The following is a 26,131-nucleotide window of genomic DNA, read 5'->3' as shown; positions in this document are numbered from 1 at the left end:
GTAAGGAAATCCTTACAGTTTTTTAATTGTGTATTGGATTTTTTGATTTTTTTGAAAATTATGATAAAATAAAGACTATGAAAATGAGGAAATCTCATCCCTAGGCCGACTAGGAATAAAATTAGAAATTAGGTAGCTAGATGTCATCAAAGGTTATTGTTACAATTTTCGGTGCGAGTGGAGATTTAGCTAAACGCAAACTCTACCCTTCCCTTTTTAGACTCTATAAATCAGGCAATCTTTCTGAGCATTTCGCAGTTATTGGAACAGCTCGTAGACCTTGGAGTAAAGAATATTTCGAATCTGTTGTTGTTGAGTCCATCCTTGATTTGGCAGATAGTACCGAGCAAGCCCAAGAATTTGCTAGCCACTTCTACTATCAAAGCCATGATGTGAATGATACGGAACATTACATTGCTTTGCGTCAATTACAAGCCGAACTTAACGATAAATACCAAGCTGAACACAACAAGCTCTTCTTCTTGTCTATGGCACCCCAGTTCTTTGGAACCATTGCCAAGCACCTCAAATCTGAAAACATTGTAGATGGCAAAGGTTTTGAGCGCTTGATCGTTGAGAAACCATTTGGTACAGACTACGAAACAGCTAGCAAACTCAATGAAGATCTCCTTGCGGCCTTTGATGAGGAGCAAATCTACCGTATCGACCATTACCTAGGTAAAGAGATGATTCAGAGTATCTTTGCAGTTCGTTTTGCCAACATGATCTTTGAAAATGTTTGGAATCGTGAACACATTGATAATGTTCAAATTACATTTGCGGAACGTTTGGGTGTTGAAGAACGCGGTGGCTACTATGATCAATCTGGTGCCCTTCGAGACATGGTTCAAAACCACACACTTCAGCTTTTGTCACTCCTTGCTATGGACAAGCCTGCAAGTTTTACAAAGGATGAGATTCGTGCTGAAAAGATAAAAGTCTTTAAAAACCTCTATCATCCAACTGAGGAAGAATTGAAAGAACACTTTATCCGTGGTCAATACCGTTCTGGAAAGATTGATGGTAAGAAATACATTTCCTACCCTAGCGAACCAAATGTCGACCCAGAATCTACAACAGAAACCTTTGCATCTGGCGCCTTCTTTGTAGACAGTGATCGCTTCCGTGGTGTTCCCTTCTTCTTCCGTACAGGGAAACGCCTGACGGAAAAAGGCACTCATGTCAATATCGTCTTTAAGCAAATGGACTCTATCTTCGGAGAACCATTGGCTCCAAATATCTTGACCATCTATATCCAACCAACTGAAGGATTCTCTCTCAGCCTCAATGGTAAACAAGTCGGTGAGGAATTTAACCTGGCACCAAGCTCTCTGGATTACCGTACAGATGCTACTGCTACTGGGGCCTCACCAGATCCTTACGAGAAATTAATCTACGATGTTTTGAACAACAACTCTACCAACTTTAGCCACTGGGATGAGGTAAGTGCTTCTTGGAAATTGATTGATCGTATCGAAGAGCTCTGGGCTGAAAATGGTGCCCCACTTCATGACTATAAAGCCGGAAGTATGGGGCCGCAAGCTAGCTTTGACTTACTTGAGAAGTATGGAGCCAAATGGACCTGGCAACCAGATATCGCCTATCGTGAAGATGGCCGTTTAGAATAGCAAAAATATCCTGCAAGTCAATCTTGCAGGATTTTTATTTTGTATTAAATCAAGCCTTCTAAGAGACCCTTCATAAAGTTTTCTGAGTTAAATTCCCCGATATCATCGATTTTTTCACCGAAACCAATCAATTTTACAGGGATATTAAGTTCTTCGCGGATAGCCAGAACAACACCACCTCGGGCAGTACCGTCAATTTTTGTCAAAACAATTCCTGTCAATGGTGTTATCTTAGAAAATTCCTTAGCTTGTACTAGGGCATTCTGTCCAGTTGAAGCATCGAGTGCCAGGAAGGTTTCATGGGGTGCTTCTGGCACGACACGTTTGATAATACGACCAATTTTTTCCAACTCAGCCATGAGGTTGTCCTTGTTTTGCAGACGGCCTGCTGTATCAATCATGAGAATATCAATTCCTTCAGCTACAGCGCGTTCCATCCCATCAAAGACAACACTTGCTGGATCAGCCTTTTCAGGCCCTGTCACAACAGGAACATCCACACGGCGGCCCCATTCTGCTAACTGGGCAACGGCTCCAGCACGGAAGGTATCCGCAGCAACCAGCATGACTTTCTTGCCAGCTTGTTTGTAACGATGAGCTAATTTCCCGATAGAAGTTGTTTTCCCAACACCATTGACTCCGACAAAGAGCATGACTGTCAAACCATCTTGGAAATGGATTTGTTCATCGTAGTTGCCATCCTTCTCATAGAGTTCAACCAATTTCTCGATAATGACACGACGAAGTGCCTCAGGCTTCTTAGCGTTTTCGAGTTTAGCTTCATAGCGTAGTTCTTCTGTTAAGTTTGAAGCAACCTGCACACCGACATCGCTCATGATGAGCAGTTCTTCCAATTCCTCGAAGAATTCTTCATCGACAGAACGGAAGTTAGCAAAGAAGGCATTCAAGCGTGCTCCGAATCCCGTACGGGTTTTCTTAAGACTGCGGTCATATTTTTCCTGCACGGTTTCTTCAACCTGAGGAAGTTTTTCTTCTACAACTTCAGACGCTAGCTCTTCTTCTGTCTCTTGGTTCTCTTCTTCTAGAGCTTCTTCTGTCTCTTGGATTCGCTCCAATTCATCAGCTTCTAGCTCAGGCTCCTCTTGGTCTGTTTCCTCAACCAATTCTGGTTCAATGACCTCATCTGTCGTGACCTGAGGAAGTTCTTCTCGAGCAAGAGTTTCTTCCACTTTGTCCGTTTCTGTCTCTTCTTGGCTTGTTTCCTCGACTGCTGTTTTGGTTTCTTCAACCTCTTCTGACAAATCAAGATTTTCCAGAGCTTCTTTTACAACATCTTCAATTTTCGGCTCTTCTTTTTTTCCGAATAGACGGTCAAATAATCCCATATTCTAGTCCTCCTTTAACACGTATTCCTCGATAGCCCAGGCAACGGCTTCCTCGTCGTTGGTCATCGGGGTAATCACATTGGCAACTGCCTTAACTGCTGGAACTGCATTTTGCATGGCAACTCCCAGACCAGCCCACTCAATCATGGAAAGGTCATTGGCCTCGTCCCCACAAGCCATGACTTGACTTTGATTGATTCCTAAGTGTTTAATTAATTTCGCTAAACCTGTTGCCTTGTGGACGTTTTTCGGTGACCATTCCAATAAGAGTTCACGCGATTTGAAGATTTCATATTGGTCAAACAATTCTGGAGAAATCTGTTGAATCGCTGCATCCAAAGGTTCTTGGGCAAAGGCAGTCACACATTTATTATATGTCATCTGACTAGATAAATCTTCAAAAGCGACAGGCACAAAAGTCAGGGCTGGGTTGAACTTGGCATAGAGACTTTCTTGATCCGACTGGATTTGATAGACTGTTCCTTCTGAAATAGCATCTAACGGTAGTCCGAGTTTTTCAGTTTCCTCGTACAAGCGTGCCACATCGTCGATTGAAAAAACCGTTTTATCGAGAATCTCTCCTGTATTTTTCTGTACCAGACCACCATTAAAGGTGATGGTGTACTCATCCTCCTGACCGTCAGTCCCTAGCTCATGGAGAAAGAAATCCATAGCCTTCAGAGGACGCCCCGTTGTCAGTACGACCTTGATGCCACGGTCACGCGCAGCTTTGAGGACCGCCTTGGTACGATCTGTCAGCTTTTTATCCGTTGTCAGCAAAGTACCGTCCAAATCAAGTGCAATCAATTTAATATCTGCCATTATAAGCCCTCCATATAAGCCATCACTGACTGGTCCTTATGGTGGCCAATCACTGCTTCTGCTAATTCTAAAATCTCTGGTCGCGCATTTTCAGGAGCGATTGGGTGTCCCACAACCTGCATCATGTGAAGGTCATTGAGATTATCTCCAAACGCCATAACCTGATCCATGGTTAGACCAAGTTTTTTGGATAACTCAACAACAGCCACACCCTTATCAACGTAGTCCAAGACAATATCAATGGATTCAAAACCAGTTGTCATGGCTTTCACACCAGGAACATTTTCGTTGACCCAGGACTCTCCAGCCTCTATCGTTTCTTCAGTAAAGTTCGTGGTAAATTTAAAAATCTCATCCGTGATATCTTCCAAACTCGCTACTTTTTGAATGTTTTCATTGTAGTGACGGCTAAACATGAGATAGATCTCATCCACTGTATCCAATACATAACAAGCTTTTTTCCCAGTCAAGAGCATTTTTCTTTCATCAAAATAGGGCGATTTCTTTAAAGCTTCAAAAGTGCTCAAGTAAAAGTCCCGAGACATAGTAGCCTCGTACATATCCTCACCATGAAACTCAACATAACTCCCATTTTCAGCTATAAAAATCACTTCATCACGCACATCCGCAAACAACTTTTTCAGGGACAGAATACCACGACCTGAAGCCACAGCAAAATAAATTCCCCTTTCCTTGTAGGAAACAAGCAAATTTTTGAGGCGTTCCATATCGAACCGCCCCTCTCCATCTAGAAAGGTTCCATCCATATCGGTTGCTACAAGTTTAATCATAAAATCCTTCATACTCCAATTGATAAATCTACCTTCTATTATACCATAGATAAGTTTAAAAAGGTCCAGTACAGTAGGATAGCACTACTTTTTCGGAGAAACTTCAAAAGGCCTAAAAATTAGAATCGTAGAACTTTTTTCAGATAGTTTAAAAAGTTTGTATTCCCCTTCTCTTTTCTCTATAATGGAGAGAAAGGAGATGACTATGACAGAAATAAAACACGAAATTGATGCAAACTTTGCAGGACGACTCAATATCCTACGAGCGGGAGTCCTCGGTGCCAATGATGGGATTATTTCCATTGCTGGAGTGGTAATCGGGGTTGCTAGTGCGACAAGCAATATCTGGATAATCTTTTTATCTGGACTAGCCGCTATCCTCGCTGGTGCTTTTTCAATGGCCGGTGGCGAATATGTCTCTGTATCCACTCAGAAAGACACGGAAGAAGCCGCTGTTGCCAGAGAACAATTACTCTTGGATAAGGACATCGAATCTGCAAAACAATCCCTCTACGCAGCTTACCTACAAAATGGTGAGTGTGAAACGTCCGCCCAACTCTTGACCAACAAGGCCTTTTTAAAAAATCCCCTCAAAGCCTTGGTCGAAGAAAAGTATGGAATCGAGTACGAAGAGTTTACCAACCCTTGGCATGCTGCTATCTCTAGCTTTATCGCCTTTGTACTGGGAAGTCTTCCTCCTATGCTTTCCATCACCGTCTTTCCAAGTGACTATCGTATTCCAGCAACTGTTCTTATCGTGGCCCTTTCCCTTCTCGTTACTGGCTATACCAGTGCTAAACTAGGCAAGGCTCCTACGAAAACAGCTATGATCCGCAACCTCTGTATCGGACTTCTCACCATGGGAGTAACCTTCCTCTTAGGACAACTCTTTAGTATCTAAGATAAAAGAAATACCTCGATAAATATCGAGGTATCTTTTTTTACATTTGCACAATCTTGCGATAGCTTCTTGAGGTAATCATAAAGATTAAAACGTAGACAATGAGGAAGATGGCACAAATGGAAAGTGTAACGGTCAACATCATGGTCGCATCTAACACCCCAATGACTTTTAGGATGAGGCTAAGCATGTGATAGGCAAAGGCAAGATGTAGGAAAGCAAATAGCAAAGGAAGGAAGAAAACAGTCAATACCTGTTTGTTGATAGTTTGCTTGATTTGCTTTTGATCAAGACCGACTTTTTGCAAAATGATAAAGCGTTCACGGTCTTCATAGCCTTCAGAAATTTGTTTGTAGTAAATAACCAGGACTGTTCCCACCATAAAGATGATAGAAAGGAAGATACCGATGAAGAAGACACCTCCATAAAGGGCACTGATTTGTGCACTGCTATCAGCCAGATTGCTTCCGTATACATAGCTTCCCTCTTTGTTTAATTCTCTATTAAAGTTATTAAGGAATTTTGAAAAATCGTCAGCGAGTTTGAGCTGTTCTTCCTCACTAGCTGTTACATTCATACCACCGTAGTATTGATTAAAGATAGAAGAATTAGGATACTGATCAAGAAAGGCTTTCAAGTCAGGAACAACCAGATAATTATAGTCCGAAGTTAGAATATTGTACTGGTTTGGAACATGCTCAAGAATAAAATCTTTTTTGATTTCTTCCTTGATTGTGTAGGTCTGGTCATTTAGAGTGAGTTCTTTCTGCCCTTGAAGTTCTTTACTCTTGGTAAACAACCCAACTTCATTACCTGAAAGGGAGAGTTTTTGACCAGTCATGATTTCATAGTCTTTTTGGTCAAAGACCATAAAAACGGTTTTCGGTTGAACACGATTTTGACCTTTCTCAAAAATGGTCAATTTCGTACCTTCTTGGTTTGCTACACCAAAGCTACTATATGCAAGAACTTCTTTCTTTGTGACAGTCAATCCTTTATCGCTAGCATACTGGTCTAGGAGTTTATTTATGTCTTCTTTTTCAACATTCTGCCCTGTAATTCCAAAATCATGTGGATTCATGACTTTCTTGAAAGTTTCAGAGCCTTTAAAGATACTCGTTGCAGCAGACATAGTCACCAAGACCATGGTTGAGAGAATAGCAATCGTCGCTAGACCAACAGCATTTTTCTTCATACGAAAAATGAGATTGGATACGGAAATCATGTTGTTAGGTTGGTAATAGTAACGCTTGTTTTTCTTCAAGATTTGTAGGAAAACTGTGATCCCTGCATTGAAGAGAAGATAAGTTCCCAAAATTACCAACAAGACTGCTACAAAGAAAATCAGAACGGCAGAAAGTGGATTTTCAACTGTAACTGCTAGATAATAACCAGCTCCCAAACTGATTAGACCTAGAATGGTTTGAAGACCTAAGAAACGTCCTTTTTTCTCACCACTGGCTTTTTCACGGGAGAGCTGAAGAGCATTCATGCGGGCTATGCGAAAGGCATTGATAAAAATCAAACCTAGGAAAATAGCGCCAAAAACGATAAGAACTAGGATAAAGACTATTGGTTGGAAGGTTGAAACGAGCTCCACCTTCATTTTCATCAACTTCAGAAGAAGGGCAAAGATTAGCTTGTCAAAGAGAGCTCCTAGGCCAAGACCAGCTGTCAGCGTTAAGGAACCAAAAATAAGAAGCTCCTTAAAAACCATACTGATCAAATGGCGCTTTTCAAGACCCAGCATACCATATATACCCAGCTCTTTGGAACGGTTCTTCATGACAAAACTATTGGCATACAGGACAATAATTCCAGAAGCGATGGTAACAACCACCATACCGAGAGCCAGGGTCATAGAGATAGTTTCTCCCCCTCGAATCTTGACAATATTAGGGTTAAGTGTCAATGAGTAAAAGAGATAAGTGATGGTCACAGCTAAGAGAACAGCTAAAGCAAAGGGATAGTAGAGTTTGCGGTTTTTAATTAAGTTCGAAACCGCTAACTTATTGGTCAATCGAAACATACTAATTCACCTCACTTGCCATAACAGTCAAGGTATCAGAGATTTCTTGGAACATCTGACGCTCTGTCTTGTCTCCACGATAGATTTGGTTGTAGAGGATCCCGTCCTTGATAAAGAGAACGCGCTTGGCCCTGCTGGCTGCTGCGGTTGAGTGAGTTACCATAAGAATAGTTTGGCCACGCTCATTGATTTCATCAAAAACATCCAAAAGAGCTGCGGATGACTTGGAGTCAAGCGCTCCTGTTGGCTCATCGGCAAGGAGGATTTCAGGCTCGGTAATGATGGCGCGTGCTACTGCAACCCGCTGTTTTTGCCCACCAGAGATCTCGTAAGGGTACTTCTCTTGCAATTGGTTGATGCCCAAATTTTCAGCAGTCACTACCAATTTTTTCATCATCTCCGTAATGGGTTTTCGAGATAAAACTAGAGGAAGTAAGATATTGTCCTTAACAGACAGGGTATCTAGCAGATTAAAGTCTTGGAAGACAAATCCCAACTTCTCACGACGGAAGCTAGAAGCCTGGGAATTTTTAATAGTTACTGTGTCTGTTCCGTTTAGGTAAACCTGCCCGCGAGTTGGTTTATCCAGCATAGCTAGGATGTTGAGCAGAGTTGACTTTCCTGAACCAGACTCCCCCATGATGGCAACATAGTCACCCTTCTCTACGGTAAAGTGAATATCTTTGAGGGCTTCTACTTGGTTGCCTTGGAAACGTGTTTTGTAGATTTTTTGAACGTGTTTTACATCTAAAAGTGTCACGATTTTCTCCTTCTTAATATCCCATCAATTGAAACTGTGCTTGCATCATAGCGCATCCTAGTTGAACACGCTCTATGTCTTTTTGACTTGGTTTTCTTCTTTTCTTTTGTAAAATTCTTTTCATGGTTTTGCTCCTTTGTTCTTTATGAGTATAGTTTATCGCAAAAAAAGATGGCTTGCCATAACCTAACCTTACAAAAGAGACTTTAATCTTACATTTTTGTAAGATTGAAGAATATTTTTGAAAATAGCTACTATAAAGAAGTCCTGTCATTGCTTGTTTTATTCTTAAAATAATAGTAAAATTAAATTATGAAAAGGCTTTCTTTAACATCTTTTAAAAGAATTGGCTTTCTGCTAATTATTTTTAAAAGTGCTAAACTATCATTCGTATCACTGCTATAAGGAGGGAGGTTCAGCCCCTCTTTTTAGAAAGAGGTTCCTATGAAACGTGTTTTTCTCTTCATCAGCAATCTTCTTTTAACTTTCTTTCTCATTGCCACTCTGTCCTTTTGGAAAGACTCTCTTCCACAAATCCTGTTCCCGGGTGCAGCAGTATTAAGTGGGCAAGCAGATTATTCTACCGTTAAAGAAGAATTAAATAGTCTTGCTAAAGAACATAATAGTCTTATCGCAAGAACCATTTGGGAAGTAGATAGTGATGGAAAATCACAAACTTACTACGAAGTTTTTGGAGATGGGAAACTCCCAGACTGGATGCCTCCAGCAAGTCAAGAAAGCATTCACAAGAGCGATCTTCTCAACAACTACAATATTATCAGCGGATCCCTAACTAGTCAAGAATTGGCTACTCATCTGAAAGAACTTGGACTAGAAAAAGCGAATGCATTTGAAAATGACAGAGTATCCTTTGTACTTGCCCTCTTTACCCAACCTAATCAGCTTACCAGTATGTTAATCTTTTTGCTGACTTTCTTAGCTTTGATTGTTATTGGCCAAATTCAATCTCTCTCTCAGTCAGGGATTCGATTGATTTCTGGAGAACAACTGAGCCATCTCTTCTTTCGTTCTCTCGCAAGAGACGGACTTGATATCCTTCTTTTTGGTCTACCTGCTTTGCTGATAGCAAGTGTCTTGCTCATTTCCCTAGGATATCCTTATGAGGTTCAAACTTTTTTAGGAATACTTTTTATTCTTTACAATAGCCTACTTTTCTTACTTAGCCTCCTAATTGCCCTTCTTTTTACCATTTCTTTGAAAAAAGTTCATCTCCTCTCTATCATCAAAGGAAAATTACCAATCAAGTCAATTCTACGCATTCTCTACTTTGGTCAGGTACTTGCCATTCTACTGGTTATTGTAGGATTTGGACGTATGTCTACTTACTATCATATACTTGAGAAAAATGAGGCTGGACAAGCTACTTGGGAACAACGCTCCAATGTTGTTACTCTTCAAACAGGGCGTTCCAGTCAGATGAAAAATTTAGATGAACTGCAGACAAATGCTGATAAATGGTTTGACTTTATTCAGCATGCTATAGATAATGAGAATGCCTTCCTTATTAAACATAATCTAGTTGAGCAAGCTCTTAAGCAAGCTACCTCAAATCATAATGAAACTGAAAATAACCCTTATGGTGTGGAAGAAAAAAATATTCTCTATGTAACACCTAACTACTTCAAAAAAGAAGGTATAAAGTTAACATCAGAAACCTTTCAAAAAATCAACACCCTCAAAGATGGACAGATCCTTGCCATACTCCCAGAAGAACTACAAAAAAATGAAAAAGATATAAAATCAACCTTGCAACAAGAGTTAACCAACCGATTATACAGTAGCGAGTCTAATCAAACTGTCGAAGTTAGTATAGCTTATACCAATCAAAAAAATGATGTATTTCTCTATAATACCGCCCATATTGCTTATGATCAATGGTTATCAAATCCCATCTTTCTTGTGCTTTCTCCTAAAGCACTTGGCAAGGCTTCCTCCATCTTCTGGTTTACAAATCTAGAATATCTCTATTTTACAGACCTCCACCAAACACAAGAACTTTTGAAACACTATCAACTTGATCATATGGTCTCAAGGCTATTGCCTGCTAGGGAAACCTATCTCCAGTTAAATCAAAAAATTAAAATCGAAATTTTTAGTAACTTAGCGAGTGCTATGTTTGCTATTTTGACTTCAATTTTGCTGTTTACAAGTTTAAATCTGCTCTATTTTGAAGCCTTTCGCAAAACCATATTCTTGAAAAAAATCGCAGGCTATTATTTCTTTGAATTACACCGTAAATATATCACTTCTCAAATAATAGCTCTCTTTCTCGGAAGTGGTCTAGCTTTCATTATTTCTAAGAATATCTGGATTACCCTGATCCTATTTTTCAGCTTTTCAAGTTTAGCCGTTCTTCTATTGAAGATTTGTGATAAGAAGGAAAGTAAAACCTATGCTAGCATCATCAAAGGAGGATAGTATGATTGAATTACAACATATTTGGAAACAATTTGGTTCTCGTATTATTTTTTCAGACTTGAATCTGAATTTTCAAAGTGGTATGGTGTATGCTTTGATAGGAGACAGTGGTTGTGGAAAAACCACTTTGCTCAATATGCTTGCAAAACTAGAGACTTTCGACAAAGGAGAAATAGTTTACAAAGGAAAATCTTTGACTTCTCTAAAAAATGAGGAATTCTATCGTAACGAGCTAGGTTATCTCTTCCAGAACTTCGGACTATTAGAAAGTCAGACCATTCGAGAAAACCTTGAGCTGGGACTGATTGGCAAAAAACAGAACAAGAAACAAGAAAAAGAGAGACTTCTTCTTCAAGCACTGCAAGCTGTCAGACTGGATTATCTAAGTCTCAACCAAAAAATCTATGAATTATCTGGTGGTGAAGCTCAACGCGTAGCGCTTGCTAAGATTATCCTGAAAGATCCTCCTTTAATTTTAGCTGATGAGCCTACCGCCTCGCTAGATCCAAAAAATTCCAAGGAAATTATGGAAATTCTCCTTGAACTTCGTAATGCTAATAGAACAATTATCATCGCAACTCACAATCCTAGTATTTGGAAAATGGCTGATCAGGTAATTCATCTCTCTCAAGATGGAAAAGAATATACTTAAATATCAAAATCCCTTGTGGCTAAATAACCACAAGGGATTTTCAGTCATTTATGCTGCTTCTTTTAAGTAACATAGTGCAAATAATAAATTATCCCTGTTAAATCTCACCAAAACCAGCCATCATTGTCATCAATGGCTTGGGCTTCCTTGCGTTTTCGTGGTCCTGTTCCGTACATTTCGGCTTCGATTTCTTCCTTAGTTGGCAGGATAGAGGCGAGGATGATGTAAATAATCACGCCAATCCCAAAATTTGATATGGTAAAAATGGCGAAGAGAAAGCGAACTAAGGTTACATCAAAATTCCACTTGTCTGATAGACCAGCTAAGACTCCCGACACCATACGATTTCGTCTCATTTTATAAAATTTTGTATTCATGATTGTTTCCTCTTTCGGTATTCTTACAACTAGTATAGCATGAAACAGGGGCACAAACATCAGTCCTTAGGCCGATTTAAGATGACGAGTTTACCACGGCAGACGCCACAGCGATAGCGTTTCGTGTCAATCTTCCTCTTTCGTTGATAGGATTGCTGGCAGGATTGACACTGATAGACTAGGTAGGTACTTTGGTCTTTCAAAGGGGGAACAAAGCGCAGCCCATCCACTTCTTTCAAAAGTTCTTTAAAATCTCGGTCCTTATGTCGATATCCTTTTTTCTGAAAATAAAGGTGATAGTGACAGAGTTCATGGCGCACGATTTTCCGAAAAACCTCCAAACCAAGTTCATCATAAACCTTGGGATTAAAATCCAAATGCCCATCCTTTGGGAAAAATCGCCCACCTGTCGTTCGCAGACGAGGATTCCACTGGGCTTGGTGTGTGAAAGGCCTACCAAAGTCTTCGAAGGAAACAGACTGAACGTACTCAGTTAGATTCATCTGGAGCTAGGAGCGACAGATTAACTTTTTCACGTTCAGTATCGATTTTTTTAACCCAAACCGTTACCAAATCTCCAACAGACACCACTTGGCTGGGGTGTTTGATAAATTTGCGACTCATGTGGGAAATATGAATCAAGCCGTCCTCGTGAATCCCGATATCAACGAAGGCACCGAAGTCAACGACGTTACGCACCACTCCTTCCAGCTTCTGTCCAACTACTAAATCCTTGATATCCAGGACATCTTGGCGAAGCACAGGTGCATCAAAAGAATCACGGAAATCTCGACCTGGTTTGAGAAGATCTGCAATAATATCTTTAAGGGTTTCTGGGCCAAGTTCTAGTTCTTGCGCCATTTCCTTGACAGAAAGGGACTTCAGCTTACTTTGTGCTTCTTCGTTTAGGTCTATAATATCTAAACATTTGAAGAGCTCCTTAACTGCAGCATAGTTTTCAGGGTGAACTCCTGTATTATCGAGGATATTGCTACTTTCTGGGATACGGAGGAAACCTGCAGCCTGTTCAAAGGCCTTAGCTCCCAGACGAGGAACTTTCTTAATTTGAGCGCGTGAAGTGATTTTTCCTTCTTCCTCACGATATTTGACAATATTTTCAGAGATAGTTTTATTGAGTCCAGCTACATGGGAGAGAAGTGCTGGGCTGGCTGTATTGACATTGACGCCAACCTGGTTAACCACGGTATCGACGACAAAGTCCAGACTTTCAGACAGTTTCTTCTGACTGACATCGTGTTGGTATTGCCCGACACCGATTGACTTAGGATCAATTTTAACCAATTCAGCAAGGGGATCTTGCAAACGACGGGCGATAGAGATAGCCGATCGTTTTTCAACGGTTAATTCTGGAAATTCCTGACGAGCAAGTTCGCTGGCAGAATAGACAGAAGCGCCACTTTCATTGACAATGACATAGCTCACTTCTGGAAAATCTTTCAGAACTTCCGCCACAAAGGCTTCACTTTCACGACTGGCCGTCCCATTTCCGATGGCAATAATTTCCACGCTGTATTGACCAATCAAGTCTGCCAAATCTTTCTTTGCTTCTTCGATTTGACGAGCTGAGGCTGGTTTGACAGGATAAATGACTTGTGTCGTCAGCATTTTCCCCGTTGCATCAACGACAGCCAGCTTGGCACCTGTACGAAAGGCAGGGTCAAAGCCTAGAACCACGCGGCCTTTTAGCGGAGCAACCAAGAGGAGATTGCGCAGATTGTCTGAAAAGAGTTGGATAGCCCCTTCTTCCGCTTTCTCAGTCAATTCTGTCCGAATACGGCGCTCGATAGCAGGCAAGACCTTTTTCTTAACTGACTGTTGAATAACTTCATCAATATAGGCATTTTTCACCTTGAAACGAGCAGCAAAGAAAGCTAGGATACGATCCGTCGCATGTTCAAAGCCAACTTTCAAGATGCCTAATTTTTCCCCACGGTTGAGGGCCAAGGTACGATAGCCCTGCATATTACCAACCGTCTCTGAAAAATCGTAATAAATCTGAAAGACTTGTTTTTCATCAAGACTTTCATCCTTGACCTGCGAAGTGATTTTAGAATGTCTCAACACTTCCTGATAGGTAATAGCACGTAGATTGACATCTTCAGATAAAGCTTCTACCAAGATATCAACTGCTCCAGCTAAGGTTTCTTGACCAGTCGCAAATCCTTCACAGACAAACTTCTCGGCCTCTTTCTCTAAGTCAGCTACATTCTGCAAAATCAAGCGTGCGAGAGGAAAGAGTCCAGCTTCACGAGCAATGGTTGCCTTGGTCCGACGCTTTTCCTTGTATGGAAGATAAAGCTCTTCTACATCTGCTAGTTTTTCGGCAGCTAAGATAGCTTCTTCCAAGTCCTTTGTTAGCTTGCCTTGTTCTTGAATCTTAGCCAAGACTGCTTCCTTGCGGTCATTGAGATTAGTCAGGCTTTTATCCAAGTCGATAATAGCCTTAATCGCCACTTCATCCAGACTACCAGTCATATCCTTTCGATAACGCGCGATAAAGGGAATGGTCGCCCCTTCGGCAGTCAAACTTAGAACGGTATCGATTTGCTTTAAGGTTACACCCAAATCTTGGGAGATTTTTTCATATTTTTTATCCATAAACCTATTATACCATAAGGGACAAGGCTTGTTTCACCTTACCTGTTTTTACCTCTTTGATTATCAAAATAAAAATAATCCCTTTTCCGCAAAATAATAGTATAATAGAGGTAGAATTTAGAAAAGAGGTAGGCCCATGGCTGTTAAATTTACAAAAACTGATGACTTGGACAAGATGTTTGAAGAATTTGCCAAACTTCCTGACTTAACACAGGTCACTTTTCCAGACGACAAAGATAAAAAAGAAAAAGTTGAGAAGAAAAAATAGATGACAATTTTCCAATCTCTTCCTCCTAGTGTATTACAAGCGGGAGCCATTTTTCTCTCCATTATCATCGAGGCTCTGCCTTTTGTTCTGATTGGGAGTCTCATTTCAGGCTGGATTGAAGTCTATATCACACCAGATAGAGTCACTGAATTTCTCCCTCGCAATCGTTGGGGGAGGATTTTTTTTGGTACCTTCATCGGCTGTCTCTTTCCCTCTTGTGAGTGTGGAATCGTCCCGATTATCAATCGTTTTTTGGAAAAGAAAGTCCCCAGCTACACGGCCGTTCCCTTTCTGGTGACTGCTCCTATCATCAATCCAATCGTTCTTTTCGCTACTTATTCTGCCTTTGGCAATTCCTTAAAAATTACCATCTTGCGAGCTCTGGGAGCCATTGTAGTCGCATTGGTGTTAGGAATTTTTCTAGGATTTTTCTGGAAGGAACCCATCCAAAAAGAGAACTCTATTGCTTGTCATGAGCATGGTTTTTCTCATTTGAAGCCTGCTAGAAAAGTCTTTCAGGTCTTTATACAGGCTATTGACGAGTTTTTCGATATGGGGCGCTATTTGGTCTTTGGTTGTCTCTTTGCAGCTATCGTGCAAGTCTATGTCCCGACTCGGATCCTGACCTCTATCAGTGCTAGTCCAGTCCTTGCGATTCTCTTGCTCATGTTTCTTGCCTTTCTCCTCTCGCTTTGTAGCGAGGCGGACGCCTTTATCGGAGCTTCTCTCCTCTCGAGCTTCGGCCTAGCACCAGTCCTTGCTTTTCTAGTCATTGGCCCCATGCTTGATATCAAAAATCTCCTCATGATGAAACACTATCTCAAGACCAACTTCATCTGGCAATTTATGGGCATCGTGACTCTGCTTGTTTTGCTTTATTCTTACATTATAGGGGTGATGCTATGATTCGATTTTTCATTCTACTGGGCTATTTTTCTCTGACCCTTTACCTAAAGCTATCTGGAAAGCTCAGTCACTACATCAACCTCCACTACTCCTATCTAGTCTATATCTCCATGATCCTTTCTCTTCTGTTGGCTCTAGTCCAATTCTACATTTGGATTAAGAAAATCAACTCTCACAGCCATATGGAAAGTCGTCAAGCTAGACAAATCAGCATCCTGTTACTGTCACTACCTCTCTTGATTGGAGTTGCCTTTCCGACAGTAAGTTTGGACTCGAGAACCGTATCTGCCAAAGGATATCATTTCCCACTTGCTGAGGGAATCAACACAGCCATTCAGGCAAGCGAAGGAACATCCAGTCAATACCTCAAACCCGATACCAGCACCTATTTTTCCAAATCTGCTTATGAAAAGGAAATGAGGTCTACAGCTGATAAATACCTCTCCCTGCCAACCATTCAAGTCACAGATGAAAACTATATGGAGTTCATGGAAGTTCTCTATGACTATCCTCAAGAGTTTGAAGGAAAGAAAATCGAGTTTACAGGCTTTGTCTATAACGATCCTAGCCATCCAGATAGCCAGTTCCTCTTTCGATTCGGGATCATCCACTGTATCGCAGACTCTGGTGTATATGGGCTCTTGACCAAGGGAAACTCACGCCAGTATCCTGACAATACCTGGATTACCGCTAGAGGAACCCTGACCCTCCACTACCATAAAGAACTCAAACAAAAACTCCCAACACTGGAAGTTGAGAGTTTCACAAAAGTAGACAAACCAGAAAATCCTTATGTCTATCGTGTGTTTTAAAAAAGTAGCCTTGTCAGGCTACTTTTTTTGTCCATTATATGAATTTCATTCTATCTACTCTTTCAAATTGATAAAAAACTCTCACTCTCCATCCTTCCAGTTTCGAGCAATCTCTTCGTCTTTCTGGAGTTGGTCTACCAGTTCCTCTACGGAGTCAAATTTGACCATATCGCGAACACGGTCCAGCCAGTAGACCATGACTGTCTCACCGTAAATATCATCTGAAAAGTCAAAAATATTGACTTCAAAACGTGGTTCTTCTCCATCAAAGGTGACATTTTTGCCAACGCTCGCCATGCCACGATATCTTTGACGTTGCACTTCGACATCGACTACATATACACCATCTGCTGGCATGTAGGTTCGATCTCTTAGGACCAGATTGGCTGTTGGATAACCGATCGTACGCCCACGAGCATTTCCATGAACGACCATTCCACGAGATGGGAGCGGAGTGCCGAGCAGATGATTGACTTCCTTTACATCTCCATCAAGAATTGCCTGACGAATCCGTGTGGAACTGATCTTGCCCTTCTCATCTTCAACCGGAGGAACAATGATAATCTCTCCATCAAAATAATCCTTCAGGTCATCCGCAGTTTTCTTATCTGAACCAAACGTATAATCAAATCCTGCTACGATAATCGCTGGTTTTAAAGCTCTAACATATGTATCAAAGAATTCTTGACCCGTTAAACTAGCAAATTTGCTACTAAAGTCCAGTAAGAAAAGAGCCTCTACTCCGTGCCACTTCATCTTGTGCTCCCGCTCCTCATGATTGACGATGTGAAGCATGAGCTCAGGTTGGTAAGGTTGCAAGGCAAGTTTTGGCGACTCTGTAAAGGTCATCACGACAACTGGCAGATAATCCTTCATCGAAGCCTTACTGGCCACTTCAAAAAGTTTCTGATGTCCCTTGTGGATACCATCAAAATAACCTAATACAAGGACTGTTTTCCCCGGTACTGCAATGTCTTTTTCGTTCTTAATAGGTACTGTTGTAATCATAAAACTATTATATCATAGAGAAAGTCTTTTCGCTAAGAGGAAATCCCAAATGTCGTTTTTTGCGCCTGAACCGACCGTAAGAGAAAAATTAGCGCTTTAGTTTTAAAAAATAGCACCTCCTAAGAGATGCTATCGTTTAGTAACTAGTCTATTGTTTCTTCCAAATCTTTTAACTTAACCGAAACAATCTTAGACACACCTGATTCTTGCATGGTAACTCCATAGATAGAGTCCGCTGCCGCCATCGTCCCCTTACGGTGGGTTACGACGATAAACTGACTATCCTTGTCAAAGCGGTTGAGGTAATCCCCAAAACGTTTAACATTGGCTTCGTCCAGCGCCGCTTCTACCTCGTCCAAGATGACGAAAGGAATGGTCTTAACACGGATAATGGAGAAGAGCAGAGCCAGAGCAGATAGGGCTTTTTCCCCACCACTCATGAGGTTGAGAGATTGGATTTTCTTACCTGGAGGTTGAACAGAAATCTCCACACCAGCTGTTAAAAGATCGCCCTCAGTCAATATCAAGTCTGCTTGACCTCCGCCAAACATCTGTCTAAAGGTCACTTTAAAGGACTCACGAATAGCTTCGAAGGTTGATTTGAAGCGTTCCTTAACCTCATCATTCATCTCTGTGATGGTCTCAAGGAGTAGATTTTTCGCAGACAGAATATCATCTCGTTGGCTATTGAGGAAATCCAGACGGTTGTGAACTTCTTCGTACTGTTCAATAGCATCCAAATTGACTGGACCCAGTGAGCGAATAGCCTTCTCAAGATCTTTAACCTCTTGCTCCGCCAGATTGAGATTTTCCAGTTCATGAGCCTTTTCTAGAGCCTCATTGTAGCTAATCTGGTACTGGTCTGTTAACTGACCTTGTAGATGGCGCAAGCGTTCGCTGATCTTTTCCTTCTTAGCTTCAGCACGTGTTTGTTTACGAATCCACTCCTCGTTCTGCTGGCGAGCTTGATCCAAATGACTGGCAATATCATCTAGCTGACCTTCAATATCATCCAACTCAAACTGCTTGCGAATCAGACCTTGTTGAAGATTGGCTTTCTGAGTTTTAGCCTCTTCCACCTGCTGACTTAGCAAATCCGTATCCACTTTCTCAAGATTATCAACCTTTTCTTGGAGAAGGCGCTGAATTTCCTCTTGCTCGATATCCAGATTATCCAGTTCCTTGCCTAAGCGTTCAATATCAGTCACTTCGTACCGCTTCTGTCCTTGCAGTTCGGACTTAAGCAAGCGCGCTTGAGAAATCTGTTCCTGCAAGTTTTGATAGCGTTCTTGAATAGCGTTTTTGTTAGACTTAATCTCTTCAATCTCAGCTTCCAGATTTTGCTTTTCACTGGCAATAGTAGCAAGGCGCTCTTGGCATTTTTCCTTGTCCGCTTGCCAATCTCCTTCAGAAAGACGATTAAATTCCTCTTCTTGAAGTTTCCAAAGCGTTTCCAGTTCTTCGACCTGCTGATTGGTTTGTTGACAGGCGAGGTACAAACCTTGCTCCTGAATACGAGCTTGCTCACCCTGAGATTTGATAGCTTCTAGTCTTTCTGCCAATACCGCCATCTCATCTTGCAAGGTCTTCAAAGTCGCTTCTTCTGACCGCAAGTCAGTTTCTTCTTTAGTAATTTCTTTTTGTAATTGCTCCAGTTCTGGCTTGATGAAGATACTGTTATTCTGGCGATTGGCACCACCCGCGTAGGAACCACCAGTACGCAACTCTGTCCCATCCAGTGTCACCATACGAACCTGATAACGAACTTGGTAAGCTGCGGCACGCGCATGTTCTACAGTATCAAAGATAGCCGTCGTAGCCAGCAAATTCTTGAAAATGGCTTCTAGTCTCTTGTCAAACGACACCAACTCATCTGCCATTCCCAGAAATCCCGGACTTGCAGCGATAGCATCTTGATTCTGACTAGAAATCGTACGAGCCTTGATAGTCGTCAATGGAAGAAAGGTTGCACGACCAGCTCTGTTACGTTTGAGGAAATCAATAGCCTTAGTCGCCGCATTCTCATCTTCTACGATGATGTGCTGACTGCTTGCTCCAAGCGCAATTTCTAGGGCAGTTTGATAATGAACATCAAAAGTCAAATGCTCACTAACTGCACCAATAATCCCACCTAGGCGGTCTTTTTCTTGGAGAACACTCTTAACACCCGCGTAAAAGTTGCTATGATTTCTAAGGATATTCTCTAAACTTTGGGCTCTAGCCTGCTTGTTTTTGAGACTATCCAGACGGTCAAATAGTTGGCTCTGCTGGGCTTGGTAAGAAACTTTCTGCTCCTCTTGCTCCTTGGCACTAGCTTGGTAGTCTGCCAATAATTTCTGAACCTGCTCCTTGGCAGTTTCAAGTTCAGCCTCTTGCTGACTAGCCTTCTCTTTAGCTGTAGCCAGTTGTTCTTTCAGTTTCTCAACTTGATCTGCTTGTTTTTGAGATAACTGACGGCTGTTCTCTAGTTCATTCTCGATGCGAGTCAGTTGATTTGAGACATCCGCTTCTTCTTGTAAAAGAGCGACAAAGCGTTCTCGCAAGAGCTCAATCATCTGGTCAGGATCGTCTGTGAAAGCCAACAATTCTGCCTCTAAACGATTGAGTTCCTTGTTGTTTTCGGTTAGACTTTCCTCTAACTGTGCCAGATTTGCTTCTTTTTCAGATTTTTCTTTACTTAGCGCCTTTCTCTTGTCTTCTAAAGTCGCCAAACGGGCTTGTGCTTCTTGTTGATTGAGGGCTACTTGCTCGGACTCTAGTTTTGATAAGGCTAATTTTCTCTCTAAATCACTTATCAGATTCGTCAGATCCATCAAGCTTCCTTGGTCTTTAGACATTTGAGCTTGGAGATCTTGGCGTTTCTTTTTAAGACTTTGATTTTCTTCTTCTAACTCTTCACGTTTTTGATAATAACTAGTCAAAAGTTCCTGAACCTGAGATAGTTCTTCTTCTGTCAGTTCTAGTTCAGCCTTGTTTTCCTTGATTTGGGCAACCAGTACATCCAAGTAAATAGCCTTACGTTGACCATCCAGGTCGAGAAACTTACGAGCATTCTCAGCTTGTTTGGAAAGAGGTTTGATTTGATTGTCCAACTCATAGATAATATCCTCTAAGCGGTCTAGGTTGTCTTGAGTTTGCTGTAGTTTGCTTTCTGTTTCTTTTCTACGAGTCTTGTACTTTAAAACTCCAGCGGCTTCTTCAAAAATAGCTCGGCGTTCCTCAGGCTTGGAATTAAAAATCTCCTCAACCTTCCCTTGAGAAATAATAGAGAAGGAATCCCGTCCCAGACCTGTATCTAAGAAAAGGTCGTGTACATCACGCAGACGGACTTTCTTGCCATCAATTCGATACTCACTATCTCCACTACGATAGATATGGCGTTCTACCTTGATTTCTTGACCCGCATCCTTGATAAAACCATCTTCATTATCCAAGGTCACGATAACAGAGGCATAATTGAGTGGTTTGCGACTTTCAGTTCCAGCAAAAATAACATCGGGCATCTTGCCACCACGAAGACTCTTAACACTGGACTCACCCAAGGCCCATCGCAGACTTTCTGTGATATTTGACTTTCCAGATCCATTTGGCCCAACGACAGCTGTCACACCTTGATCAAAAACGACCTTGGTCTTGTCAGCAAAAGACTTGAATCCCTGGATCTCAATCTCCTTTAAATACATGAACCCAGCCCTTTCTCAACGGCATTTTTTGCGGCCTCTTGCTCTGCTAATTTTTTAGAACGGCCTTGACCTTTTCCGATACTCTTGCCCTCAACCAGAACTTCTACATCAAAAACCTTATCATGGGCAGGCCCCGTCTCAGAGGTCACCTGGTAGCGAATATCCACATCTCCATTGACTTGGAGCAGTTCTTGCAAGTGTGTCTTGTAATCCTTAATCATTTCAAAGTCACCTGCTTCAACCTTGGGAATCATGACCTGATAGATAAACTCTTTTACCCTAGCAACATCCTTGTCTAAAAGTAACGCTCCCAAAAAGGCTTCAAAGGCATCTCCAAGAATGGTGTCACGATTGCGACCACCAGACTTTTCTTCCCCTTTTCCTAGCTTGATAAACTGATCAAACTGGCAATCACGCGCAAAACCAGCCAAACTCTCCTCACGGACAATCATAGCACGGAGTTTGGACAAATCTCCCTCTGGTTTCTTAGGATATTTTTTATACAGATATTCTGAAATCAATAATTGCAGAACAGCGTCTCCTAAAAATTCCAAGCGCTCATTGTGTGAAATTTTTAAGAGGCGGTGCTCATTGGCATAACTCGTATGAGTAAAAGCCGTTTCCAATAAATTCTTGTCTGCAAATTCGATTGCAAAACGCTTCTTTAGTACAGTTTGTAATTCTTTCATACCAACCTCTTTCTAACTGATAACAGTCTCTTTTATTATATCAAAAAAAGCCCCCTGAGTCACTTTAAAATGGGACTAGAGGGGATTTGAGCATTATTTAAAACAAACTTTTCAATTTTAGGGGCTAATTTGGGTAGGGCTAAAAAAAAGCCTTATTTAAGGCTTTCATAGGCTTTTTACATCCACCCTGAGGGAATCGAACCCCCATCTCAAGAACCGGAATCTTACGTGATATCCATTACACTAAGGGTGGAAACTTGTTCCATTATAACAAAAATTTGCTCTAATAACAAGTTTTTTTCTAGCCGTATAGCCCGTCTTAGTGGGATGCATCACCATTCCAGATAGAGTTTTTCACGATAACATAATCAACGTGCTTGAGGTCAGCAACCTTGCGTCCACCTGCGTAGGAAATGGCACTTTGCAGATCCTGCTCCATCTCAGTGAGGGTATCTTGCAAATGTCCTTTGGCAGGAAGTAAGATGCGTTTTCCTTCCACGTTTTTATAAGCTCCTTTTTGGTATTGAGAAGCTGAACCATAGTATTCTTTGAACTGTTCGCCATCGACTTCAATCGTTTTCCCTGGGCTTTCGATGTGTCCTGCAAAAAGGGAACCAATCATGACCATGCTAGCACCGAAACGGATAGACTTGGCAATGTCACCGTGTGTACGAATCCCACCATCAGCGATAATCGGTTTGCGAGCCGCCTTAGCACACCAGCGAAGGGCAGCCAACTGCCAACCGCCAGTGCCAAAACCTGTTTTCACCTTGGTGATACAAACCTTACCAGGACCGATTCCAACCTTAGTTGCATCCGCACCCGCATTTTCCAATTCACGAACAGCTTCTGGTGTTCCCACATTCCCAGCAATGACAAAAGTATCTGGCAACTCTTTCTTGATGTGTTGAATCATAGAAATCACGCTATCCGCATGACCATGAGCAATGTCAATCGTGATGTATTCCGGAGCATCAGCCTTGAGCTGGCTAACAAAGTCATACTCGTAATCCTTAACACCAACAGAAATGGAAGCAATGATCCCTTGATCGTGCATACGTTTGATAAAAGGAATGCGTCCCGCTTCATCAAAACGATGCATAATGTAGAAGTAACCGCCTTTAGCCAGTTGCTCTGCTACGTTCTCATCCAAAATTGTCTGCATATTTGCTGGCACAACAGGTAGTTTAAAAGTGTGTTTTCCAAACGTAATACTTGTATCCGCTTCTGAACGGCTTTTAATCACACATTTATTAGGGATCAACTGAATATCTTCGTAATCAAAAATTGGAAATTCATTTAACATATCGATGTCTCGTTTCTTTTATAATGACCTACCTATGCTTGCGCATCCCTACGTCTTTTCCGACGTTTCCTTGATTTATTATAAATCAAAGTACAGTTTTTGTCAAATATTTGTAATAATCACATTATATCGTTCGGAAATTACTTATATAAATAGCAAAAAAGTGAAGAGATTACCTTCTCTCCACTTCTTCATCAATAATCGCTTTAAAATTTTCTTCTGAATTTTCCATCATTTTACAAAATGCACTATAGAATGAGGCATTCTGAGGGATTCGAATAGACCACTTCTTCACTTGAGCTCCATAACCAGCTACTTTTCCTATTTCACTATTTACTGACTGCTCCATACTAGGAAAAATCAGTCCAGCTTTCTCAGCTTTTAAAATATAAGAATAGGAAATCAGCTGGAACAAGTCCTCGCGGTTAATTCCTTTTTCAGTGAACTCCAGTTTTTTATATTTTGCATCTAGAACAATCTTTCGTTCTCTGTTATAAAAATCTGGATATACTTTTCGTTTCCCAACAGAAAATACTGAAATTCCATCCGTCTTATCCTTATTTCTGGGATGTACAAAACCTTTTGGCAACAAGGTGTAAACATACTCTTCCCAAAGCCAGGCAACATCAAAAAGAATACCATGTACCCTTTGGGCTTGAGGTCCAAGACCATGCTTTTCTCTACTCAGAATCATCAAGCAGAGTTCCTGTAATTTTCTATACTCTCTGAAATAGGCGTGTCGGATGGGTTTGATTTTATTCATTCTGATAATCTTGGCACGATTAGCTAGTTTATAAGCTGGAGTTACACGAGTAATTTCTGTCATATTTTCACGATTACTATCGAGCAGAACTCCGAAACTTTTCTGATTCTTTATGTACTCAATCGTATGTCGAATCAACTGCATGAGTGGATTATCATAAGTAAACTCTCTAGTTGTATAGGCAATATTTTCCATAAAAGGGAGATTTTTTTTCAGATGATTTCCAACATCTAGTACGCCCTTCACATGACTATCGTTATGGAAAAATCGCTGGTATTCCTTATAAAGACCTTTTCTGAGAGCAGCTTGCAGATATTTGGGAAAGAGGTAAATCAAGAGTTGATAGAGCTTATCTTCAGGAGACAGACCGACATCTAAACTAGTCAGATTGATATTGAGAACCTTTTGTAAAAGATAATGCAAAAAATGGTCGTTACTTTCATCAGAAAAACGAGAGGAAATCGTCAATCTTTCCTGATCACACCCCAGAAAACCAATCACATTACCTGTCTTGATTTTCTGATTGACTGTTTCAAAAATCTTTTGGTCCTTATCTAAGTCAGGAGAATATTGCAGGTCATTTGGAAATATAAAGATACGGTCCTCTCTAGAAAGGTTATCCAGTGTTCTATCATGAAGAGCTTGACTTAGTTTGGGATATTCTGCAACAAAGTCTTCTTTAGCAATTCTATGCTGATTATCAGTTATCCGCATCATTATCACCAGTATCTTGGGGTTCTGTTTGCTCCTTATTTGTCAGATCAAATGCTTTTTTCAATGTACCCAGAGTTTCAGCCTCTTCATAAGAACCTCGTAAGTAATCTTCCAAAAGTGGTTTGAGATAATCAGACCAGAGTAATTCATAGTCAAAATCTACATCCTTCAACTTAAGGAAATAACTTGGTCCGATATGATAATGACTGTTTAATTCCTGAACGTTTTCGATAGCAGTATTCAAGTTTCTTAGACGAATTTTTGCTTCTTCTGCATGGATACCCAGTTCTTTATCCAACATAGCAACTTGACTTTCAGCAGTAACTTCAACAAAGCGGAAACGACGACGCATAGCAAAATCAAAGGTATCTACCGAGCGGTCAATATCATTCATAGTTCCTATAATATAGACATTCTCAGGAATATAAAACTTGTCATCACTTTCGTGTAGATTAGCATATTGGGTAGATACACTTCCCTTTTCACCACGATAGCCAGGGTCAATAGAGAAAAAGAGTTCACCAAAAATCTTAGAAATCTCCCCACGGTTGATTTCATCGATGATGAAAACGAATTTCTTGTCTGTGTTAATCATTGGGGATACATAATCACATAAACCATAACTTTCTTTCATGTGATCCAAAACAATTTTTTGATAAGTTTCGTACTTTAAATTAGTATCTTCACCCTTGTACAAAAGATACACTTTTTCTTTGGTAGCAACAGGAGAATCAAACTTCACATTCCCTTGACTATTTAAACTGGCTGGAACAGAACTACGAGGAAAGAAGTATTGTCCTTGCTTTTCATTGATAGCATCCGTTAGCTTCCTCCACGCTTCCTCAAAATTATCTTGTCCTCCAGTTTTCTGAGCATCTATAGCATTCTGACAAAACTTCTTAAAAATACCTTCTTTTAATTTAAAAAATATACTGCCATCCTCATTTGAATCCGGTCTTAAACCCTCAACAAAATCCGTATAATCATAAGATGGGTGAAATTGTACAAAGCCGATTTGGTCTTCGTTGCCACCCGTTAACTCCATAGCAATTTCTTTAGCAAGATAAGTTTTTCCTGTGCCAGGTGCACCACGGAGGATGAGGTTTTTGGATTTTTTTAATTTATCTAAATAATCGTTAATATTTTTATTCATAACAACTTTCTCTATATTTTTTCTGTATGTACCATTTAGAATAGATTTATATAAATTGATACGTTCTGAATTTCTATCCCAGTTGATGGTTTGTCTTGTACCTTTTTTTCTTTGGTATTCCCATCCACCATCTACTTTCAACCAATTAACACCAATACAATGTTTAAACTCTGTTTTTGTTTCATCAAAGTAATATGTTTTCACACATTGTCCAATACCTAAAATTTTGTTAAATCCTGAGGTAGCTATTATATAATCATTTATTTTTATGTCATGTGCAAACTTCCAAATAAATAAATTTCTCTGCTTTCCTTGCTTCAATTCTTCAGGATTATTGTAATCTAAAATATTAGATAAATTAGAATCAAAATCTATACAAGCTATATTCTCTTCTTTAAATAAAGACCAAACTTTTCCACCTCCTCCTGCAACTATCATCCAATAATTTAATTTTTCTTCCATTTT

21 protein-coding genes and 1 tRNA gene are annotated in these 26,131 nt (G+C 40.7%); 7 read left to right on the top strand and 15 right to left on the bottom strand.

Annotation, left to right across the window (positions count from 1 at the left end; all coding sequences use genetic code 11):
- The first annotated feature begins 140 nt into the window (after positions 1 to 140).
- A complete protein-coding gene (gene zwf / locus HMPREF9189_RS05765; RefSeq protein ID WP_000096105.1) occupies positions 141 to 1,628 on the top strand; it encodes a glucose-6-phosphate dehydrogenase in 1,488 nt (495 codons plus the stop codon).
- Positions 1,629 to 1,672: 44 nt separating this feature from the next.
- Here zwf and ftsY read toward each other — a convergent pair whose 3' ends face one another.
- From ftsY to HMPREF9189_RS05750, 3 genes are read right to left on the bottom strand one after another with little or no spacing between them, the layout of a single operon-like run.
- Positions 1,673 to 2,974, bottom strand: coding sequence for a signal recognition particle-docking protein FtsY (gene ftsY / locus HMPREF9189_RS05760; protein WP_000522294.1), 1,302 nt, complete (start codon positions 2,972 to 2,974; stop codon positions 1,673 to 1,675).
- 3 nt (positions 2,975 to 2,977) lie between these two features.
- Complete coding sequence (locus HMPREF9189_RS05755) at positions 2,978 to 3,796, bottom strand: Cof-type HAD-IIB family hydrolase (protein WP_000763420.1); 819 nt, start codon at positions 3,794 to 3,796, stop codon at positions 2,978 to 2,980.
- On the bottom strand, positions 3,796 to 4,587 hold the full coding sequence (locus tag HMPREF9189_RS05750) for a Cof-type HAD-IIB family hydrolase (protein ID WP_025168510.1): 792 nt from the start codon (positions 4,585 to 4,587) through the stop codon (positions 3,796 to 3,798). Before HMPREF9189_RS05750 ends, HMPREF9189_RS05755 begins: the two co-directional genes overlap by 1 nt.
- A gap of 205 nt (positions 4,588 to 4,792) precedes the next feature.
- Here HMPREF9189_RS05750 and HMPREF9189_RS05745 point away from each other — a divergent pair, with 205 nt between their 5' ends.
- Positions 4,793 to 5,488 (top strand): VIT family protein, encoded by a 696-nt coding sequence (locus tag HMPREF9189_RS05745; RefSeq protein WP_000136040.1) that lies wholly within the window; start codon positions 4,793 to 4,795, stop codon positions 5,486 to 5,488.
- Between the two features lie 40 nt (positions 5,489 to 5,528).
- Here HMPREF9189_RS05745 and HMPREF9189_RS05740 read toward each other — a convergent pair whose 3' ends face one another.
- Positions 5,529 to 7,517, bottom strand: coding sequence for an FtsX-like permease family protein (locus HMPREF9189_RS05740; RefSeq protein WP_000489367.1), 1,989 nt, complete (start codon positions 7,515 to 7,517; stop codon positions 5,529 to 5,531).
- Position 7,518: 1 nt separating this feature from the next.
- Positions 7,519 to 8,277 carry an ABC transporter ATP-binding protein gene (locus HMPREF9189_RS05735; protein WP_000173375.1) on the bottom strand — a complete coding sequence of 253 codons (759 nt, stop codon included), beginning with the start codon at positions 8,275 to 8,277 and terminating at the stop codon, positions 7,519 to 7,521.
- Between the two features lie 444 nt (positions 8,278 to 8,721).
- Here HMPREF9189_RS05735 and HMPREF9189_RS05730 point away from each other — a divergent pair, with 444 nt between their 5' ends.
- Positions 8,722 to 10,716, top strand: a complete 1,995-nt coding sequence (locus HMPREF9189_RS05730; protein ID WP_000832034.1) for a DUF1430 domain-containing protein — start codon at positions 8,722 to 8,724, stop codon at positions 10,714 to 10,716.
- Position 10,717: 1 nt separating this feature from the next.
- Positions 10,718 to 11,368: an ABC transporter ATP-binding protein gene (locus tag HMPREF9189_RS05725; protein WP_000571616.1), complete on the top strand. Its 651-nt coding sequence runs from the start codon at positions 10,718 to 10,720 to the stop codon at positions 11,366 to 11,368.
- A gap of 104 nt (positions 11,369 to 11,472) precedes the next feature.
- Here the strand turns inward: HMPREF9189_RS05725 and HMPREF9189_RS05720 are convergent, their stop codons facing one another.
- Genes HMPREF9189_RS05720 through HMPREF9189_RS05710 form a run of 3 tightly spaced genes read right to left on the bottom strand, consistent with a single transcriptional unit; the run spans position 11,473 to position 14,364 of the window.
- Entirely contained in the window at positions 11,473 to 11,745 is a 273-nt protein-coding gene (locus HMPREF9189_RS05720) for a PspC domain-containing protein (protein WP_001092791.1), read from the bottom strand.
- Positions 11,746 to 11,804: 59 nt separating this feature from the next.
- The gene (locus HMPREF9189_RS05715; protein WP_001054536.1) at positions 11,805 to 12,248 is read right to left on the bottom strand and encodes a SprT family protein; all 444 of its coding nucleotides are present in this window, start codon (positions 12,246 to 12,248) and stop codon (positions 11,805 to 11,807) included.
- Entirely contained in the window at positions 12,235 to 14,364 is a 2,130-nt protein-coding gene (locus tag HMPREF9189_RS05710; RefSeq protein WP_000359107.1) for a Tex family protein, read from the bottom strand. Before HMPREF9189_RS05710 ends, HMPREF9189_RS05715 begins: the two co-directional genes overlap by 14 nt.
- Positions 14,365 to 14,500: 136 nt before the next feature.
- Between HMPREF9189_RS05710 and HMPREF9189_RS12520 the strand changes: the two genes are divergently transcribed.
- The 3 genes from HMPREF9189_RS12520 to HMPREF9189_RS05695 are packed head-to-tail and all read left to right on the top strand — an operon-like array spanning position 14,501 to position 16,350.
- A complete protein-coding gene (locus HMPREF9189_RS12520; protein WP_000268696.1) occupies positions 14,501 to 14,632 on the top strand; it encodes an SPJ_0845 family protein in 132 nt (43 codons plus the stop codon).
- Positions 14,633 to 15,538: a permease gene (locus tag HMPREF9189_RS05700; RefSeq protein WP_000151874.1), complete on the top strand. Its 906-nt coding sequence runs from the start codon at positions 14,633 to 14,635 to the stop codon at positions 15,536 to 15,538.
- Positions 15,535 to 16,350, top strand: coding sequence for a TIGR03943 family protein (locus HMPREF9189_RS05695; RefSeq protein WP_000617748.1), 816 nt, complete (start codon positions 15,535 to 15,537; stop codon positions 16,348 to 16,350). Before HMPREF9189_RS05700 ends, HMPREF9189_RS05695 begins: the two co-directional genes overlap by 4 nt.
- An 81-nt stretch (positions 16,351 to 16,431) precedes the next feature.
- Here HMPREF9189_RS05695 and HMPREF9189_RS05690 read toward each other — a convergent pair whose 3' ends face one another.
- From HMPREF9189_RS05690 to HMPREF9189_RS05660, 7 genes are all read right to left on the bottom strand, one after another.
- Positions 16,432 to 17,358 (bottom strand): bifunctional riboflavin kinase/FAD synthetase, encoded by a 927-nt coding sequence (locus HMPREF9189_RS05690; RefSeq protein ID WP_000633642.1) that lies wholly within the window; start codon positions 17,356 to 17,358, stop codon positions 16,432 to 16,434.
- A gap of 143 nt (positions 17,359 to 17,501) precedes the next feature.
- Complete coding sequence (smc, locus tag HMPREF9189_RS05685) at positions 17,502 to 21,041, bottom strand: chromosome segregation protein SMC (protein WP_000280894.1); 3,540 nt, start codon at positions 21,039 to 21,041, stop codon at positions 17,502 to 17,504.
- Positions 21,032 to 21,730, bottom strand: a complete 699-nt coding sequence (rnc, locus tag HMPREF9189_RS05680) for a ribonuclease III (protein ID WP_000661473.1) — start codon at positions 21,728 to 21,730, stop codon at positions 21,032 to 21,034. Before rnc ends, smc begins: the two co-directional genes overlap by 10 nt.
- Before the next feature lie 181 nt (positions 21,731 to 21,911).
- Positions 21,912 to 21,983: transfer RNA gene (locus HMPREF9189_RS05675), tRNA-Arg, on the bottom strand.
- A gap of 66 nt (positions 21,984 to 22,049) precedes the next feature.
- The gene (locus tag HMPREF9189_RS05670) at positions 22,050 to 23,036 is read right to left on the bottom strand and encodes a GMP reductase (RefSeq protein WP_000931190.1); all 987 of its coding nucleotides are present in this window, start codon (positions 23,034 to 23,036) and stop codon (positions 22,050 to 22,052) included.
- Positions 23,037 to 23,208: 172 nt separating this feature from the next.
- A complete protein-coding gene (locus HMPREF9189_RS05665) occupies positions 23,209 to 24,513 on the bottom strand; it encodes an McrC family protein (RefSeq protein ID WP_025168509.1) in 1,305 nt (434 codons plus the stop codon).
- On the bottom strand, positions 24,500 to 26,128 hold the full coding sequence (locus HMPREF9189_RS05660; protein ID WP_000391560.1) for an AAA family ATPase: 1,629 nt from the start codon (positions 26,126 to 26,128) through the stop codon (positions 24,500 to 24,502). Before HMPREF9189_RS05660 ends, HMPREF9189_RS05665 begins: the two co-directional genes overlap by 14 nt.
- Between the last annotated feature and the right edge of the window lie 3 nt (positions 26,129 to 26,131).

This window comes from Streptococcus sp. oral taxon 071 str. 73H25AP (assembly GCF_000146755.1).
Classification (GTDB): Bacteria; Bacillota; Bacilli; order Lactobacillales; family Streptococcaceae; genus Streptococcus; species Streptococcus oralis_T.
Note: the sequence above shows the minus strand (reverse complement) of the source record. Positions and strands in the feature narration are given on the sequence as shown.